13 protein-coding genes are annotated in these 15,479 nt (G+C 60.4%); 10 read left to right on the forward strand and 3 right to left on the reverse strand.

Features of this window, described 5'->3' with window-relative positions:
- Positions 1–12: 12 nt before the first annotated feature.
- The 3 genes from ASB65_RS17495 to ASB65_RS17505 are packed head-to-tail and all read left to right on the forward strand — an operon-like array spanning position 13 to position 4,006.
- A complete protein-coding gene (locus ASB65_RS17495) occupies positions 13–1,476 on the forward strand; it encodes an aldehyde dehydrogenase family protein (protein ID WP_003506835.1) in 1,464 nt (487 codons plus the stop codon).
- A 13-nt stretch (positions 1,477–1,489) separates the two neighbouring features.
- On the forward strand, positions 1,490–2,533 hold the full coding sequence (locus tag ASB65_RS17500; protein WP_003506836.1) for a tartrate dehydrogenase: 1,044 nt from the start codon (positions 1,490–1,492) through the stop codon (positions 2,531–2,533).
- Between the two features lie 15 nt (positions 2,534–2,548).
- Positions 2,549–4,006, forward strand: a complete 1,458-nt coding sequence (locus ASB65_RS17505; RefSeq protein ID WP_060724839.1) for an NAD-dependent succinate-semialdehyde dehydrogenase — start codon at positions 2,549–2,551, stop codon at positions 4,004–4,006.
- Positions 4,007–4,214: 208 nt separating this feature from the next.
- Here ASB65_RS17505 and ASB65_RS17510 read toward each other — a convergent pair whose 3' ends face one another.
- Both ASB65_RS17510 and ASB65_RS17515 read right to left on the reverse strand, forming a co-directional pair.
- Positions 4,215–5,489 carry an NAD(P)/FAD-dependent oxidoreductase gene (locus tag ASB65_RS17510; protein ID WP_060724840.1) on the reverse strand — a complete coding sequence of 425 codons (1,275 nt, stop codon included), beginning with the start codon at positions 5,487–5,489 and terminating at the stop codon, positions 4,215–4,217.
- A gap of 15 nt (positions 5,490–5,504) precedes the next feature.
- Positions 5,505–6,173, reverse strand: coding sequence for a haloacid dehalogenase type II (locus ASB65_RS17515; RefSeq protein WP_060724984.1), 669 nt, complete (start codon positions 6,171–6,173; stop codon positions 5,505–5,507).
- A 323-nt stretch (positions 6,174–6,496) separates the two neighbouring features.
- On the opposite strand from ASB65_RS17515, the gene ASB65_RS17520 reads away from it, so the two are divergent.
- From ASB65_RS17520 to ASB65_RS17550, 7 genes are all read left to right on the forward strand, one after another.
- A complete protein-coding gene (locus ASB65_RS17520; RefSeq protein WP_060724841.1) occupies positions 6,497–7,333 on the forward strand; it encodes a GNAT family N-acetyltransferase in 837 nt (278 codons plus the stop codon).
- A 14-nt stretch (positions 7,334–7,347) separates the two neighbouring features.
- Complete coding sequence (locus ASB65_RS17525; RefSeq protein WP_060724842.1) at positions 7,348–8,721, forward strand: aspartate aminotransferase family protein; 1,374 nt, start codon at positions 7,348–7,350, stop codon at positions 8,719–8,721.
- A 256-nt stretch (positions 8,722–8,977) separates the two neighbouring features.
- Entirely contained in the window at positions 8,978–9,691 is a 714-nt protein-coding gene (locus ASB65_RS17530; protein WP_003506848.1) for an HAD-IA family hydrolase, read from the forward strand.
- 93 nt (positions 9,692–9,784) lie between these two features.
- Positions 9,785–11,395 (forward strand): ABC transporter substrate-binding protein, encoded by a 1,611-nt coding sequence (locus ASB65_RS17535; RefSeq protein ID WP_003506850.1) that lies wholly within the window; start codon positions 9,785–9,787, stop codon positions 11,393–11,395.
- Positions 11,396–11,488: 93 nt separating this feature from the next.
- Positions 11,489–12,439 carry an ABC transporter permease gene (locus ASB65_RS17540; protein ID WP_060724843.1) on the forward strand — a complete coding sequence of 317 codons (951 nt, stop codon included), beginning with the start codon at positions 11,489–11,491 and terminating at the stop codon, positions 12,437–12,439.
- Positions 12,439–13,290: an ABC transporter permease gene (locus tag ASB65_RS17545; RefSeq protein WP_020812188.1), complete on the forward strand. Its 852-nt coding sequence runs from the start codon at positions 12,439–12,441 to the stop codon at positions 13,288–13,290. Before ASB65_RS17540 ends, ASB65_RS17545 begins: the two co-directional genes overlap by 1 nt.
- Entirely contained in the window at positions 13,290–14,945 is a 1,656-nt protein-coding gene (locus ASB65_RS17550) for an ABC transporter ATP-binding protein (RefSeq protein WP_060724844.1), read from the forward strand. The genes ASB65_RS17545 and ASB65_RS17550 overlap by 1 nt, the downstream gene beginning before the upstream one ends.
- Before the next feature lie 42 nt (positions 14,946–14,987).
- Here the strand turns inward: ASB65_RS17550 and ASB65_RS17555 are convergent, their stop codons facing one another.
- Positions 14,988–15,464 carry an Lrp/AsnC family transcriptional regulator gene (locus ASB65_RS17555; protein ID WP_003506856.1) on the reverse strand — a complete coding sequence of 159 codons (477 nt, stop codon included), beginning with the start codon at positions 15,462–15,464 and terminating at the stop codon, positions 14,988–14,990.
- Positions 15,465–15,479: the final 15 nt, after the last annotated feature.

The following is a 15,479-nucleotide window of genomic DNA, read 5'->3' on the forward strand; positions in this document are numbered from 1 at the left end:
AAAGGATTCCACATGACGCTCAGCTTCGATCCAGACAGCTTGTCCCTGCCGATCGGCCACTTCATCGGCGACCGGCTGATTACGGCGGCAAACGGCATCGACATGCACCGCCCATCCGATGGCGTTGGATATGCCGGTTGTCCCAAGGCGGATGCAGCGCTGGTCGATGAAGCGGTGCAGACTGCCAAGGCTGCGTTGAAGAGCAGCAACTGGGGCGGCGTGCGCCCGCGTGAGCGTACAAAGGTCTTGCAGCGCTGGGCCGACCTGATCGAACAGGAAGCCGAGACGCTGGCAAAAATCGAAGCGCTCTCCTCGACACGGCCCGTGGGCCAGCTGATTGCCGGTGATATCGCCGTCACCGCCGAGCAAATCCGCTTCTTCGCCGAATTTGCCGACAAGGAAGGCGGCGATCTGGTGCCGACCGACGATGCAAGCCTCGGCATGATCATGACAGAGCCCTATGGTGTCGTCGGCGCCATCACGCCGTGGAACTTTCCCGTGTCCATGGCCGGCTGGAAGCTCGGCCCGGCGCTTGCCGCCGGCAATGCCGTGGTGCTGAAACCCTCGGAAATGACGCCCTTCTCCAGCATTTTCATGGCACAGCTGGCGATCAAGGCCGGGCTCCCCGCCGGTCTCATCAATATCGTACTGGGTGACGGGCCTGTGACGGGCAATGCCATCACCGGGCACCCTGATATTTCCAAGGTCAGCTTCACCGGCTCCACAGCCGCGGGCGCCGCCATCATGGCCAATATCGCCCGCACCGGCATCAAGCCCATGACGCTGGAGCTCGGCGGCAAGAGCCCGCAACTGGTCTTTGCCGATGCCGATATCGAAAAAGCGGCGGCGGCCATTGCCGGCAATATTCTCTCCAATGCCGGGCAGGCCTGCGTGGCCGGCTCCCGCATTATAGTTGAAGAAAGTGCGGCAGATGCCCTTTCCGCCGCGATCATCGCCCGCATGAAGGCGGTGAAGCCCGGCCCGACATGGGACGAGGCGTCGCAATATTCGCCTATTATCTCCGAAGTGCAGCGCAAGCGCATCGACGGCATCGTTCAGGCGGCCGTCGCCCATGGCGGCGAATGCCTGACGGGCGGCGCGAACATGGACGGCCCCGGCTATTTCTACCAACCGACGCTGATCGCCAATGTCGACCAGACATCTCCCGCCGTCACCGAGGAAATCTTCGGACCGGTGCTGACGCTGCAGACCTTCCGGACGGAAGAAGAGGCTCTGGCGCTTTCCGATCATCCGACTTACGGTCTGGCGGCGGGTCTTTTCAGCCGTGATGTCTCGCGTGTCTTGCGTCTGTCGCGCGCCATTCAGGCCGGAACGATCTGGGTCAACCGTTACGGCCGCTCCCGCGACCACATATTGCCGACAGGCGGTTACAAGCGCTCCGGCATCGGCAAGGATCTCGGACGGGAGGCCTATCTCGCCAACCGCAAGAGCAAAAGCGTCCTGATTGGACTGTAACAGGGGAATTCTCTTGAAAACGCATCGCATCGCACTCATTCCCGGAGACGGCATCGGCAAAAGCGTAACTGATGCCGCCTGGCAGGTGCTCAACGCCGCCGCCCAAACCTCCGGTTTTGCACTTGAAGGCACGGAATTCCCCTGGTCCTGCGCCTTCTACAAGGAAACCGGCGCGATGATGCCGAAGGACGGTATCGAAACCCTGCGCGGCTTCGATGCCATTCTGCTCGGCGCAGTCGGCTGGCCGGCGGAAGTGCCGGACTCAGTCTCGCTGCACGGCCTGCTGCTGCCGATCCGCAAGGCCTTCGTGCAATATGCCAATATCCGCCCTCACCGGCTTCTGCCCGGCGTGCAGGGACCTTTGAAGGCCGATGGATTCGACATTCTCTGCATCCGCGAAAACACGGAAGGCGAATATTCCGGCGCGGGCGGCCGCGTGCATCAGGGCACCGATGATGAAGTTGCGGTCGAAACCTCGATCTTCACCCGCAAGGGCGTGGAGCGTATCCTGCGTTTCGGCTTCGAGCAGGCGCAGAAGCGTCGCGGCAAGCTCGCTTCCATTACCAAGTCCAATGCCCAGAAATATTCGATGGTCTTCTGGGATGAGGTGACACACAAGCTCGCTGCCGAATATCCCGATGTCGAAGTTTCCAGCTATCACATCGACGCCATGGCGGCACGCATGGTGATGGCCCCGGAAAGCCTTGATGTCGTGGTCGCCTCCAACCTCTTCGGCGACATTCTGACCGATCTCGGCGCGGCCATTCAGGGCGGTCTTGGTTTTGCCGCTTCCGCCAATATCAACCCTGACCGCAGCGCGCCTTCCATGTTCGAGCCGGTGCATGGTTCGGCCCCCGATATCGCCCATCTCGGCATAGCCAACCCCATTGCCGCCATCTGGTCCGGCGCGATGATGCTCGAGCATCTCGGCGAAAAAGATGCAGCAGTGCGCATCATGACGGCGCTGGAAACGGCGACCGGCCGGGGTATCGGCACGGTGCCGGGTAAGGACAAGACAGACGCCATCACCGCCGCGATTCTTGCGGCACTCGACTGATTTCGGAGAATTATGATGCAGGGCTTGAAGGACAAAGAACTCTTTCGCCAGACGGGCTTGATCGGCGGCGCATGGAAGACGGCAGCGTCGGGCAAGGCGGTCGATGTCATCGATCCCGCGACACAGGCCGTGATCGGCACCGTTCCCGATATGGGGAGCGCGGAAACGCGCGCGGCCATCGAGGCAGCCAACGCCGCCTTCAGCCCGTGGAAGAAGAAGACCCATGCGGGGCGTGCGGCACTTCTCGAAAAATGGTTCGCGCTGATGATCGAGCATATAGACGATCTCGGCCTGATCCTGACCACGGAACAGGGCAAGCCGCTCGAGGAGGCAAAGGGCGAAATCCGCTATGGCGCATCCTTCGTCAAATGGTTTGCAGAAGAGGCGCGTCGCATCGGCGGCGGCACCATTCCGTCACCGACGCCGGACCGGCGCATCGTGGGGCTGAAGGAGCCTGTCGGCGTTTGCGGCATCATCACGCCATGGAACTTCCCGAACGCCATGATCACCCGCAAGGTCGCGCCCGCACTCGCGGCCGGCTGCACCGTGGTCATCAAGCCATCGGAATTCACACCCTATTCCGCCCTGGCGCTCGGCGTACTCGCCGAACGAGCCGGCATTCCCGCAGGTGTCATCAACATCGTCACCGGTATGCCGACGGAAATCGGCAACGAAATCATGGCCAACGAGACGGTTCGCAAGATTTCCTTCACCGGCTCCACCCGCGTCGGTTCGCTTTTGATGCGTGGCGCCGCCGACAGCATAAAGCGACTGTCGCTGGAACTGGGCGGCAATGCGCCCTTCATCGTTTTCGACGATGCCGATCTCGATCTCGCCATTGAAGGCGCCCTCATTTCGAAATTCCGCAATGGCGGCCAGACCTGCGTCTGCGCCAACCGCATTCTCGTCCAGTCTGGTGTTTACGACGCCTTCGCGAAAAAACTGGCGGATCGCGTCGATGCCATGCGGGTCGGCCCCGGCACGGAAGCGGGGGTCTCCATCGGCCCGATGATCAACGAGCCGGCCATCGCCAAGATCCGCGCCCATATCGACGACGCTATTTCGAAGGGCGCGACGATCATCACCAAGCCGCGCAATCTGCCGGAAGGTCCGCAATATACGGCACCGGTGGTGCTGACGGACGCCACGACCGGCATGCTTCTGGCAAGCGAAGAGACCTTCGGGCCCGTCGCGCCGCTCTTCCGCTTCGAGACGGAAGAAGAAGCACTCGCCATCGCCAATGGCACGCCCTTCGGCCTCGCCGCCTATTTCTATACCGAGAGCCTCAAGCGCGCCTGGCGTGTGGGCGAAGCGCTGGAATTCGGCATGGTCGGCCTCAATACCGGCCTCATCTCCACCGAAGTCGCCCCCTTCGGCGGCGTCAAGCAATCCGGCCTCGGCCGCGAGGGCGCGCAGGTCGGTATCGAGGAATATCTGGAGATCAAGACCTTCCATATCGGTGGGCTCGCTTGAGCCTTTTTCTCATCCCCGCCTAAAGGGCCGCTCTGCGGCCCTTCTTTTTTGAAGCGTGGGATTGAAAAAGCGGCAGCATTTACACGCCGTCACCCCGGACACAGTCCGGATTCAGTGCGATCAAGTCATTGATCGCAAGAAATTCTTTCACCGCGTTGTGGCTGGATGCCGGATCAAGTCCGGCATGACGGAAGAACTAACAGCCCTTCTACTGAATCTTATCCAGCATCTTATAATAGAATCCCACCAGCGGCAGGAACCAGGGCTTGCCGAAATGACCCGGCACCGCCGGCCAGTCCAGCCCCTTCAGCGGATTGTTGTCCGGCCGCCCGAGAATGGCGTCGGCCATGATCATGCCGAGATGGGTGGAAAGCTGCGCACCGTGGCCGGAATAGCCCATGGCGTACCAGACGCCGTCATGGAAACCTGCGCGCGGATAACGATCCTTGGTCATGTCAACCAGTCCGCCCCAGCAATAATCGATCGGCACATGGGCAAGCTGCGGGAAAATGCGATGCAGGCTTTCCGTCAGGATCGCACCGCTTTTGGAGTCCGAACGCTGATCCGAAGTTGCGGAAAAACGGGCGCGGCCACCAAAGATCAGCCGGTTGTCAGGCGAGAGCCGGAAATAATTGCCAATATTCATGGAGTTGACATAGGTGCGGCTGCCGGGAACCGAAGCCTTGATTTCGGCATCCGTCAGCGGCCGCGTGGCGATGATGAAACTGCCGACCGCGATGATGCGGCGGCGGAAATAACCGAAGCCGGAGGGTGTGTAAGCCCCGGTAGCAACAAGCACATTGTTGGCCGTGACCTTACCGCGGACGGTCTCCAGCTCATGGAGCTTGCCGTTCTGGATGTGTTTCGTCACCGCCGCTTTTTCGAAGATCACCGCGCCATGGCGGCTGGCGGCTTCGGCAAGGCCGGCCACATAGCGGCCCATATGCATCATCGCGCTCTTCTTCGAGAGCATGGCGCCATAAAAGGGCGAGCCGATTTCCGCCTTGAGATCGGCAGCCGACAGAAGCGCCGTATCCGGATCAACCTCGGCATGCAACGCCTCGAAATTCCTTGCCAGACCTTCGAAATGCTGCGGCTTGGAAGCGAGCTTCAGCTTGCCGGAACGGCGGAAATTGCAATCAATCCCCTCCTCCGCGATCAGTGCTTCCAGCGTGTCGACTGAATCGTCCAGCGCCTTGTAGAGGGCGATCGCGCGTTCCTTGCCCAGTTCCGCCTTGGCGGAGAGATAGGAATGGGCAAGGCCATTGTTGAGGTGCCCGCCATTGCGGCCAGAGGCGCCCCAACCGACCCGCTCCCCTTCGAGAACGACCACCCGCGCGCCCGCCTTGGCCAGCTGGCGCGCGGCCCCGAGACCGGTGAAGCCGCCGCCGATGACGGCGACATCATAATGACCTTCGACGGGACCTTGCGCGGCACCTGAAAATTGCGGCGCGGTATCGTGCCAATAGGAGACGAACTTCATGGTCCCGACCTTTCCTTACAATCCAACCACGCCTGCCAGGCCGGAAATATCTGATATCTCGACATAACCATAATAGGGATTGGCGGGCTCGTGGCCGCGATTGACCCAGACCTTGTTCTTGATGCCGAGATCGTGGGCCGACATCAGATCGTAACGGAACGAGGAGGAAACATGCAGCATATCTTCCGGACCGCAGCCGAGCATGTCAAACATATATTCGAAGGCCTTGAAACGCGGCTTGTAAGCCTGTGCCTGCTCGGCGGTATAGACCGCATGGAAGGGTGCGCCGAGCTTTTCGACATTCGACATGATCTGCGAATTCATGGCGTTGGACAGGATGACGAGGGGAATTTCCTTCGCAACCTTCGCGAGGCCGGCCGGAACATCGGCATGCGGCCCCCAGGTCGGAACGCGCTCGTAAACGAAGGTGGAATCTTCATCCTTGAAAGCGACACCATTGCGCTTGCAGCTGCGCGAAAGCGAATTGTGGACCACCTGAGCATAGGGCTTCCAGTCGCCCATAATCTCATCAAGACGGTAGGCCGCAAAATTCTTGATGAACTGCTGCATCTGCGCTTCATCCAGGCGATCGCCATAGAGATCACGGGCGGCCTCTGCCATCTGGAAATTGATCAGCGTGCCGTAGCAATCAAAGGAGATGTATTTCGGGCGGAAGATGGTCATATCGTCGTCATCCTTGCTTGGGGATCGGCCGTGCCGGAATGAATTGATCATAGAAAGCCTTTGCCCGGTCGGCGCACCGCAATTGCCATCAGCGGAAGCAGATTGTTGCGTATGCAGCCGCCAGTTTGGCAGAGAGTTGCGTTGAGCCCAACCGAAAGCCGCCGCCCGCCCTGGTTTTACGACCGGGTGCGGACAAGATGCGGCATAAGATGCGGCGGCGGATAAAAGCAACAGCGAAACATATCGAACCTTCCCATTTGTCGGGACAATCTTCTTCCGGCGTCAGTCTATCAATGAAGAGTAAGAAAAAACGGAGTTCCGGCATGCAGGCGAGCCTGATCGATATCCAAATGTTTCAACCGGACCACCTCGACGCGGCCGTTGAACTTTCCCGCCAGGCCGGCTGGCCGCACCGGAAGGAAGACTGGGCGCTGGTCCTTTCCCTGAGCAGGGGTTTTGTCGCCCTTGAGAACGGACGCGTCGTCGGCACCGCCATGGCGACGCTTCTCGGAGAAAGCTGCGCCACCGTCAATATGGTGATCGTGGATGAGAGCATGCGCGGCCGTGGCCTCGGGCGTCAACTGATGCAGGCGGCAATGGACGCAGCAGAAGATCGCGAATGCCGTCTGATCGCCACGGCGGACGGCCTGCCGCTCTATGAAAAACTGGGCTTCGTCGCCTGCGGCGAGGTGCTTCAACATCAGGGAATTCCGGTGACGACCGACAAGCCAGCCGGTGTCAACTGGGTCGAGACCATTGATCCATCCGCGCTTGCGGCACTCGATGCGCAGGCTTTCGGCGCCGATCGCACGGCGCTCTTTGCAGCGCTTGCCGACAGGGCACGTTTCGCAATCGTCGAGGAACAGGGCGTCATCAGGGGTTTTGCCGCACTTCGCACCTTCGGGCGCGGCGAGGTCATCGGCCCGGTCGTGGCGGAAAATGCTGAAATCGCCAAGAATTTGATCGCCTTTGCAGTTTCCGAGCGCCCCGGCGCATTCCTGCGCGTGGATACCACCGCCGATACCGGTCTTGGCCCCTGGCTTGCCGAACGTGGCCTTGCCCATGTCGGCGGCGGCATCGCCATGCGCCGGTCGAAAACCGAAATCCCCGCCGACAAAAAACTGAAAACATTCGCATTGACCAGCCAGGCACTGGGCTGAATCTGGAGAGACCCATGTTAAGCAATTCACTGATCGAACTGGACCGCGCCCATCTGGTGCACCCCGTCTCCTCCTTCCGCGGCCATGAGAAGCTTGGTGTGCGGGTGCTGAAATCGGCAAGCGGCGCCACGGTCACCGACATGACCGGTCACCAGCTCATCGACGGTTTTGCCGGCCTCTGGTGCGTCAATGCCGGTTACGGGCATGACAGCATCATCGAAGCGGCAGCCAAACAGATGCGTGAGCTGCCCTATGCCACTGCCTATTTCGACATCGGCAGTGAACCGGCGATCCGGCTTGCTTCCGAACTCGCCGACCGCGCGCCGGGCGATCTCAACCATGTCTATTTCACGCTTGGCGGTTCCGATGCGGTGGACAGCACCATCCGCTTCATCCGCTATTACTGGCACGCCAAAGGCCAGCCGCAGCGCGATCAGTTCATTTCCATCGAACAGGGCTATCACGGCTCCACTACCGCCGGGTCGGGTCTGACGGCGCTGCCCGCTTTCCATGCGGGTTTCGGTGTGCCTTATGACTGGCAGCACAAAATTCCGTCGCACTACGCCTACCGCAATCCGGCCGGCAACGATCCGGCCGCGATCATCGCCTCCTCCCTGCAAATTCTCAAAGACAAGATCGAGGCCATCGGCCCGGACCGGGTCGCCGCCTTTTATGCGGAACCCATTCAGGGCTCGGGCGGCGTTCTGGTGCCGCCGCCGGGCTGGATCAAGGCCATGCGCGAACTCTGCCGTTCCTATGGCATTCTCTTCGTCGCTGATGAGGTCATCACCGGCTTCGGCCGCACCGGACCGCTCTTTGCCTGCACGGACGAGGACATCGTGCCGGACTTCATCACGGCTGCAAAGGGTCTCACGTCGGGTTATGTGCCGATGGGCGCCGTCTTCATGGCGGATCACGTCTATGATACAATAGCCGACTTTGCCGGCGATGCCGCCGTGGGGCATGGATACACCTACTCCGCCCCTCCCGTCAGCGCCGCTGTCGGCCTTGAAGTGCTGAAACTCTACGAGGGCGGGCTGCTGGAAAACGGCCGCCGCGCCGGTCAACGACTGATGGCCGGCCTGGAAGGCTTGAAAAGCCATCCGCTGGTTGGCGATGTGCGCGGCCGTGGCATGCTCGCCGCCATCGAACTTGTGACGGACAAGGACAAAAAGACGCCGCTGCCGGCTGCAGCGGCCCCTGCACGCAAGGTTTTCGACCGCGCCTGGGAAAACGGCCTGATCGTGCGCGCCTTTGCAAACGGCATTCTCGGTTACGCGCCGCCGCTCTGCTGCACCGATAGCGAGATCGACGCCATTATCGAGCGGACGCTGAAGACACTCGACCAGACGCTCGAAGACCCGGCCGTCAGGGCCGCCATGGCCTGAGCCGATAGAAGGGCAGCGTTGCGGCACCCTCTCGAAATGTCGCAACGCACCGCATATTCGCAATATTCTGCCGAAGAGCCGATCCATTTCGGCGTATCCGGCGTGCCGAAAGTGCCAAACTATTAATGCAAAAGGCACTAAACGCCATAAAAAAGGGCGTAATTACAAATGGGAACGGGGCAAGGATCCCGTCCGGGAACAGAATAATCTGCCGCAGCCTCCCCAAGAGGCCGAGGCGGCCAAGCGGAGACCGACATTGCCCAAAAAACTGAGCGACTTCAAATATATGAGCTTCGACGTGGTGGGGACCCTCATCGATTTCGAAGGCGGCCTGAAATCGACGCTGGCCGCAATCGGCGCGGAAAACGGCGTGGAGGTCGATGGTGAAAAGGCGCTCGCCCTTTATCGCGCAGCCCGTTACTCCGATGCGACCGACCTGTTTCCGGACGATCTCGTCCGCGTCTACCTGATCATCGCTCCGCAACTTGGACTGCCGGCGGAACGCGCTTTCGGCGAGCGCCTGCGCGACGCGGCAAAAAGCTGGAAAGGCTTTGAAGACAGCCGCGCCGCCATGGCCGAGCTTGCCAAGACGCATCGCCTCATCGCCATGACCAATGCCCAGCGCTGGGCCTTCGAATATTTCGCGAAGGAACTCGGCAATCCCTTTCATGCGGCCTTCACGGCGGATGATACCGGCACGGAAAAACCCGATCCTGCCTTCTTCGAAAAGGTTTTTGCTTTTGTGGAGAGCGAAGGCGCATCGAAGGATGACATTCTCCATGTCGCGCAAAGCCAGTATCACGATATCGGCATTTCCCGGAAACTGGGCATGACCAATTGCTGGATCGAGCGGCGTCACGCCCAGAAGGGATATGGCGGCACCATCGAACCGGAAAACTTCACCGAGCCGGACTATCACTTTACCTCAATGGCCGGCCTTGCCGACGCCGCGAGGCAAGCGGGCGGTTAAGCCGCACCGCCAGTGGCGTGCCGCGAACTGGGATGCGGCATGCCTGAAATTTCTTCAGATGCATTTCAACAAATCATACAAAAGGGGAAGACCATGAGTGACAGGATTACAAACTGGACCCGCTCCGACGATGCCGCCGTTGAACAGGCGATCCGACGCGGCGCAACGCGGCGCGAGCTGCTTCACATGCTGCTGGCGGGTGGTGTCGCCCTTTCCGCCGGTTCGGCCATTCTCGGTCGCGCCTCAAATGCCGTGGCCGCAACGCCGGTCTCCGGCGGCACGCTAAAGGCCGCCGGCTGGTCCTCCTCCACCGCCGATACGCTCGATCCGGCGAAAGCCTCGCTTTCGACGGATTATGTTCGTTGCTGCGCGCTCTACAACCGTTTGAGCTTCCTCGATGTTTCCGGCACGCCGCAGCTGGAGCTGGCCGAAGCCATCGAAACGAAGGACGCCAAGACCTGGACGGTGAAGCTGCGTTCCGGCGTCACCTTCCATGACGGCAAGGCCCTGACCGCCGATGACGTGGTCTATTCGCTGAAGCGCCATCTCGATCCGGCCGTCGGCTCCAAGGTCGCCAAGATTGCCGCGCAGATGACCGGCTTCAAGGCTCTCGACAAGAGCACGGTCGAAATCACGCTGGCGAACGCGAATGCCGACCTGCCATCCATTCTGGCTCTGCACCATTTCATGATCGTTGCCGACGGCACCACGGATTTCTCCAAGGGCAACGGCACCGGCGCCTTCAAGCTCGAGAAATTCGAGCCAGGCGTCCGTTCGATCATGGCCAAGAACACCAATTACTGGAAGTCCGGCGGGCCGCACATCGACAGTTTCGAATTCATGGCGATTTCGGACGACAATGCCCGCGTCAACGCCCTTCTCTCGGGTGATATCCAGCTCGCGGCCTCCATCAACCCACGTGCGCTTCGCCTGCTCGACAAGCAGGAAGGTGTCGTTCTGTCCAAGACGACATCGGGGAACTACACCAACCTCAACATGCGTCTCGACCAGGCGCCCGGCAACAATGCCGATTTCATTGCCGGTATGAAGTCGATCGTCAATCGCGAGCAGATCGTCAAGGCGGCCCTGCGCGGCCTCGGTGAAGTCGGCAACGACCAGCCGGTTCCGCCGATGAACCCCTATCACAATCCGGATCTCAAGCCGAAAGCCTTCGATCCGGAGAAGGCGAAATTCCACTTCCAGAAGGCAGGCCTCATCGGCCAGTCCATTCCGGTCATCGCATCGGATGCAGCAAGCTCTTCGGTCGACATGGCGATGATCATCCAGGCTTCGGCCGCCGAAATCGGCGTGAAGCTGGATGTGCAGCGTGTTCCCTCCGACGGTTACTGGAGCAATTACTGGCTGAAGGCGCCGGTCCATTTCGGCAACATCAACCCGCGCCCGACGCCGGACATCCTGTTCTCGCTGCTCTATGCTTCAGACGCCCCGTGGAACGAAAGCCAGTACAAGTCGCCGAAATTCGACAAGCTGATGCTGGAAGCACGCGGCATGCTCGATATGGAGAAGCGCAAGCAGATCTACTTCGAACTGCAAACGATGATCGCCGACGAAGCCGGCACCATCATCCCCGCCTATATTTCGAATGTCGACGCCATCACCTCCAAGCTGAAGGGGCTGGAAGCCAATCCGCTCGGCGGCATGATGGGTTATTCCTTCGCGGAATACGTCTGGCTTGAAGCCTGATAGACCATGGGGCCGGGCGCGAAAATGCGCCCGGCACGTTTTCCGCAGGATGCGGGAAGCCTCCACAATCAGGCAGGTCGCAGGAGCGTGTGAATGAACAGCCGGATATTGTCCCTTATCGCCAGGCGGCTGGTCGTCATGCTGACGACGCTGCTGATCGTGTCGTTTATCGTCTTTTCCGCCACCAGCCTGCTGCCCGGCGACACGGCGACGATCCTTCTCGGCCAGGCGGCGACGCCGGAGGCCGTGGCGGGCCTGCGGACCGCCATGCATCTCGACGACCCGGCCCTGCTGCGTTTCGTCCGCTGGCTTTTTGGCCTGCTGCATGGCGAGCTCGGCACCTCCTATGCCAACAACATGGCGATTGCCGATCTTATCGGTCCGCGCTTCGTCAATTCCATGAAGCTTGCCGGCATTACCACCATCATCGCCGTGCCGCTGGCGCTCACGCTTGGCATCAGCTCCGCCATGCTGCGCGGAACGCTTTATGACCGGGCCGTCACCGTGCTGACCATCGGTGTCATCTCGGTGCCGGAATTCATGATCGCCACACTCGCCGTGCTGCTTTTCGCCGTTTACCTGAAATGGCTGCCGGCGCTTTCGCTGGTCAGCGAGGTTCACACGCTTTTCGATGTACTGCGGGTCTATGCCATGCCGGTCATCACGCTGACCTTCGTCGTCTCAGCGCAGATGATCCGCATGAGCCGCGCCGCCGTCATCGAAACGCTGGATACGCCCTATGTCGAAATGGCGCTTTTGAAGGGCGCACCGCGCATGCGCATCGTGCTTCGCCATGCGCTTCCCAATGCGCTCGGCCCCATCGTCAATGCGGTGGCGCTGTCACTTTCCTATCTCGTCGGCGGCGTCATCATCGTTGAGACGATCTTCAATTATCCTGGCATCGCCAAGCTGATGGTGGATGGCGTCGCAACCCGCGACCTGCCGCTGATCCAGAGCTGCGCGATGATCTTCTGCGTCGGTTATCTCCTCCTCATCACGACGGCTGACATTATCACCATCATGTCCAATCCGAGGCTGCGCTGATGGCCGACAATATCAAAACAACTTCGGGGACTTCGCGTTTGGGTTACAAGATCAACGCAGTCGGCGTTTTCGGCTTTCTCATGATTTTTTCCTGGGCCATGGTCGCAATCTTGGCGCCGTATCTCATACCGCATCCAGTCGGTGAAATCGTCGATCTCGATTATTTCGGGCCGATGACATCAGATCTCTGGCTCGGTTCCGATTACCTCGGCCGTGACGTGTTTTCCCGCATTCTCATGGGCGCGCGTTTCACGGTCGGCATATCGCTCGCAGCCGTCACCATCGCCTGCACCTCCGGCGTCGTGCTCGGCATGTGCGCCGCCGTCATCGGCGGCTGGTTCGATGCGGCGTTGAGCCGGTTTCTCGATGCGGTGAATTCCATTCCGAGCAAGCTTTTCGGCCTCGTTGTCGTCGCCGCCGTCGGCTCGTCCATACCGGTGCTGATCATCACGCTCTCGGTCATCTATACGCCGGGCGCCTATCGTTTCGCCCGGGCGCTCGCCGTCAATGTCAACACCATGGATTTCGTCACCGTCGCCCGCGTGCGCGGCGAAAGCCTGCTTTATCTCATCGGTTCCGAAATCCTGCCGAACATCGTCCGTCCCGTATTGGCCGATCTTGGCGTGCGCTTCGTCTTCATCGTGCTGCTGCTGTCAGGCCTCTCCTTCCTTGGTCTTGGCCTGCAGCCGCCGAATGCGGACTGGGGTGCGCTGGTGCGCGAAAACATCGGCGGCCTGCCGTTCGCGGCACCCGCCGTCATCTTCCCGTCCCTGGCGATTGCCAGCCTGACGATCAGCGTCAACCTGCTGATCGACAATCTGCCGCAGAAAATCCGCGACAGGAGCGAATAATGAGCAATCTCGTTGAAATCCGCGGACTGAAAGTCGAGGCCACCACCGATTCCGGCCGCCGCATCGACATCATCAAGGGTGTGGACATCGACATCGCCGATGGCGAGATCGTTGCGCTGATCGGCGAAAGCGGTTCCGGCAAGACCACCATTGCGCTGACGCTGATGGGCTATGCCCGCCCGGGCTGCCGCATTTCCAGCGGCAGCGTCAAGGTGGCGGGTCGCGACATGGTGCAGCTTTCCGAAGCCGAGCGAGCAACGATCCGCGGCACGAAGGTGACCTATGTGCCCCAAAGTGCGGCCGCCGCCTTTAACCCTGCGCAGAGGATCATCGACCAGGTGATCGAAGTCACCCGCATCCACCATCTGATGCCGCCGCAGGAGGCGCGGGTGCGGGCGGTAGAACTCTTCAAGGCCCTGTCGCTGCCCAACCCTGAGACCATCGGCGAGCGCTACCCGCATCAGGTGTCCGGCGGCCAGCTTCAGCGCCTGTCCGCCGCCATGGCGCTGATCGGCAACCCGAAGCTGGTGATCTTCGACGAGCCGACCACGGCGCTCGATGTCACGACCCAGATCGAGGTGCTGCGCGCCTTCAAATCGGCAATGTGCAAGGGCGGTATCGGCGGCGTTTATGTCTCGCATGATCTTGCCGTCGTCGCCCAGATTGCCGACCGGATCGTGGTGCTGAAAGGCGGCGAGGTGCAGGAAACCGGCACCACGGCGGATATCCTCGAAAATGCGCAGCATCCCTATACTAGGGAATTGCTGACGGCTTTTCACGACAAGGCACGCGTTGTCACACCCATCAAACAGGAGCAGGCCACGCCCCTCCTGGATATAGAGGAGCTGATCGCCGGATATGGAACGAAGGGCGGAGACAAGATGCCGCTAGTGCGTGCGGTGGATTCCGTCAGTCTTTCAGTCTATCCCGGCCGCAATCTCGGCATTATCGGCGAATCCGGCTGCGGAAAATCGACACTTGCGCGCGCCATTGCCGGCATTCTGCCGGCGGCAAGCGGCCATGTGATCTTCGAAGGCAAGGAACTGGATGCCGATGCACGCCGACGGACCGGCGATCAGCTTCGCCGCATGCAGATCGTGTTCCAATATGCGGACACGGCACTCAACCCGTCCAAACCCATCGAGGACATCCTCGGCCGGCCGCTGACCTTTTATCACGGTATGAAGGGCAAGGCGCGCGATGCTCGGATCGACCAGCTTCTCGATATGGTGAAGCTGCCGCGCTCGGTTCGCCATCGCCATCCTTCCGGCCTTTCCGGGGGGCAGAAGCAGCGTGTCAATTTCGCCCGGGCGCTTGCGGCCGAACCATCGCTCATCATCTGCGATGAAATCACCTCGGCGCTCGATACCGTGGTCGCGGCCGCGATCATCGATCTTCTCGGGGAACTGCAGCGGGAGCTGAACCTCTCCTACATCTTCATCAGCCATGATCTTTCGGTGGTGGAGACCATTTGTGACGAAATCGTCGTGATGTATGGCGGGCAGAAGGTAGAGCATCTGGAGACGGAAGCGATCAAGTCGCCGACCCACCCCTATTCGAAACTGCTGTTCTCCTCGGTGCCGAAACTCGACCCGAAATGGCTCGACAATCTGCAGCAGGATGCGGAGCTGGTGCGGGCGTTTTCGAAGAGGTGAGAACGGGATGATACGGCCCTGCAAAGGGCCGTATCCCACACCTCAAAGCGGAAACAGGCTGGTCAGCGGCATATGCGATTTGATGATCGGTGATTTCAGCACCACGAAGCTGAAATATTTATCGATGCCGACATCCATATCGGTCAGTCGCTCCATGATCGACTGGTATTCGACGATGCCAGAGGTGACGAATTTCAGCAGGTAGTCGTAACCCCCGGAAACGAGGTGGCATTCCACCACCTGGTCGATCTTTTCGACAACGCCGAGGAAGCGGGCGAAATCGATCTGGCGGTGGTTCTTCAGCGTAATCTCGGTGAAAACAGTCAGCGTCTGGCCGAGCTTGTTGATGTTGATCTGCGCCGAATAACCCTCGATATAACCTTCCGCCTGCAGCTTCTTTACCCGCATCAGGCAAGGGCTGGGCGACAGATTGACAAGCTCCGCCAGCTCGACATTGGTGATGCGACCGTTTTTCTGCAGTTCATAGAGGATCTTGATATCGATCCGGTCAAGTTTCATCACGTGCGGAACCCC

The organism is Agrobacterium tumefaciens str. B6 (assembly GCF_001541315.1).
Taxonomy (GTDB): domain Bacteria; phylum Pseudomonadota; class Alphaproteobacteria; order Rhizobiales; family Rhizobiaceae; genus Agrobacterium; species Agrobacterium radiobacter.

What these genes read in the sequence shown, in the direction of transcription:
- ASB65_RS17495 (WP_003506835.1), top strand. Translation starts at nt 13, where the DNA reads ATGACGCTCAGCTTCGATCCAGACAGCTTGTCCCTGCCGATCGGCCAC.
- ASB65_RS17545 (WP_020812188.1), top strand. Translation starts at nt 12,439, where the DNA reads ATGGCCGACAATATCAAAACAACTTCGGGGACTTCGCGTTTGGGTTAC.
- ASB65_RS17520 (WP_060724841.1), top strand. Translation starts at nt 6,497, where the DNA reads ATGCAGGCGAGCCTGATCGATATCCAAATGTTTCAACCGGACCACCTC.
- ASB65_RS17540 (WP_060724843.1), top strand. Translation starts at nt 11,489, where the DNA reads ATGAACAGCCGGATATTGTCCCTTATCGCCAGGCGGCTGGTCGTCATG.
- ASB65_RS17510 (WP_060724840.1), bottom strand. Translation starts at nt 5,489, where the DNA reads ATGAAGTTCGTCTCCTATTGGCACGATACCGCGCCGCAATTTTCAGGT.
- ASB65_RS17525 (WP_060724842.1), top strand. Translation starts at nt 7,348, where the DNA reads ATGTTAAGCAATTCACTGATCGAACTGGACCGCGCCCATCTGGTGCAC.
- ASB65_RS17555 (WP_003506856.1), bottom strand. Translation starts at nt 15,464, where the DNA reads ATGAAACTTGACCGGATCGATATCAAGATCCTCTATGAACTGCAGAAA.
- ASB65_RS17550 (WP_060724844.1), top strand. Translation starts at nt 13,290, where the DNA reads ATGAGCAATCTCGTTGAAATCCGCGGACTGAAAGTCGAGGCCACCACC.
- ASB65_RS17515 (WP_060724984.1), bottom strand. Translation starts at nt 6,173, where the DNA reads ATGACCATCTTCCGCCCGAAATACATCTCCTTTGATTGCTACGGCACG.
- ASB65_RS17535 (WP_003506850.1), top strand. Translation starts at nt 9,785, where the DNA reads ATGAGTGACAGGATTACAAACTGGACCCGCTCCGACGATGCCGCCGTT.
- ASB65_RS17505 (WP_060724839.1), top strand. Translation starts at nt 2,549, where the DNA reads ATGCAGGGCTTGAAGGACAAAGAACTCTTTCGCCAGACGGGCTTGATC.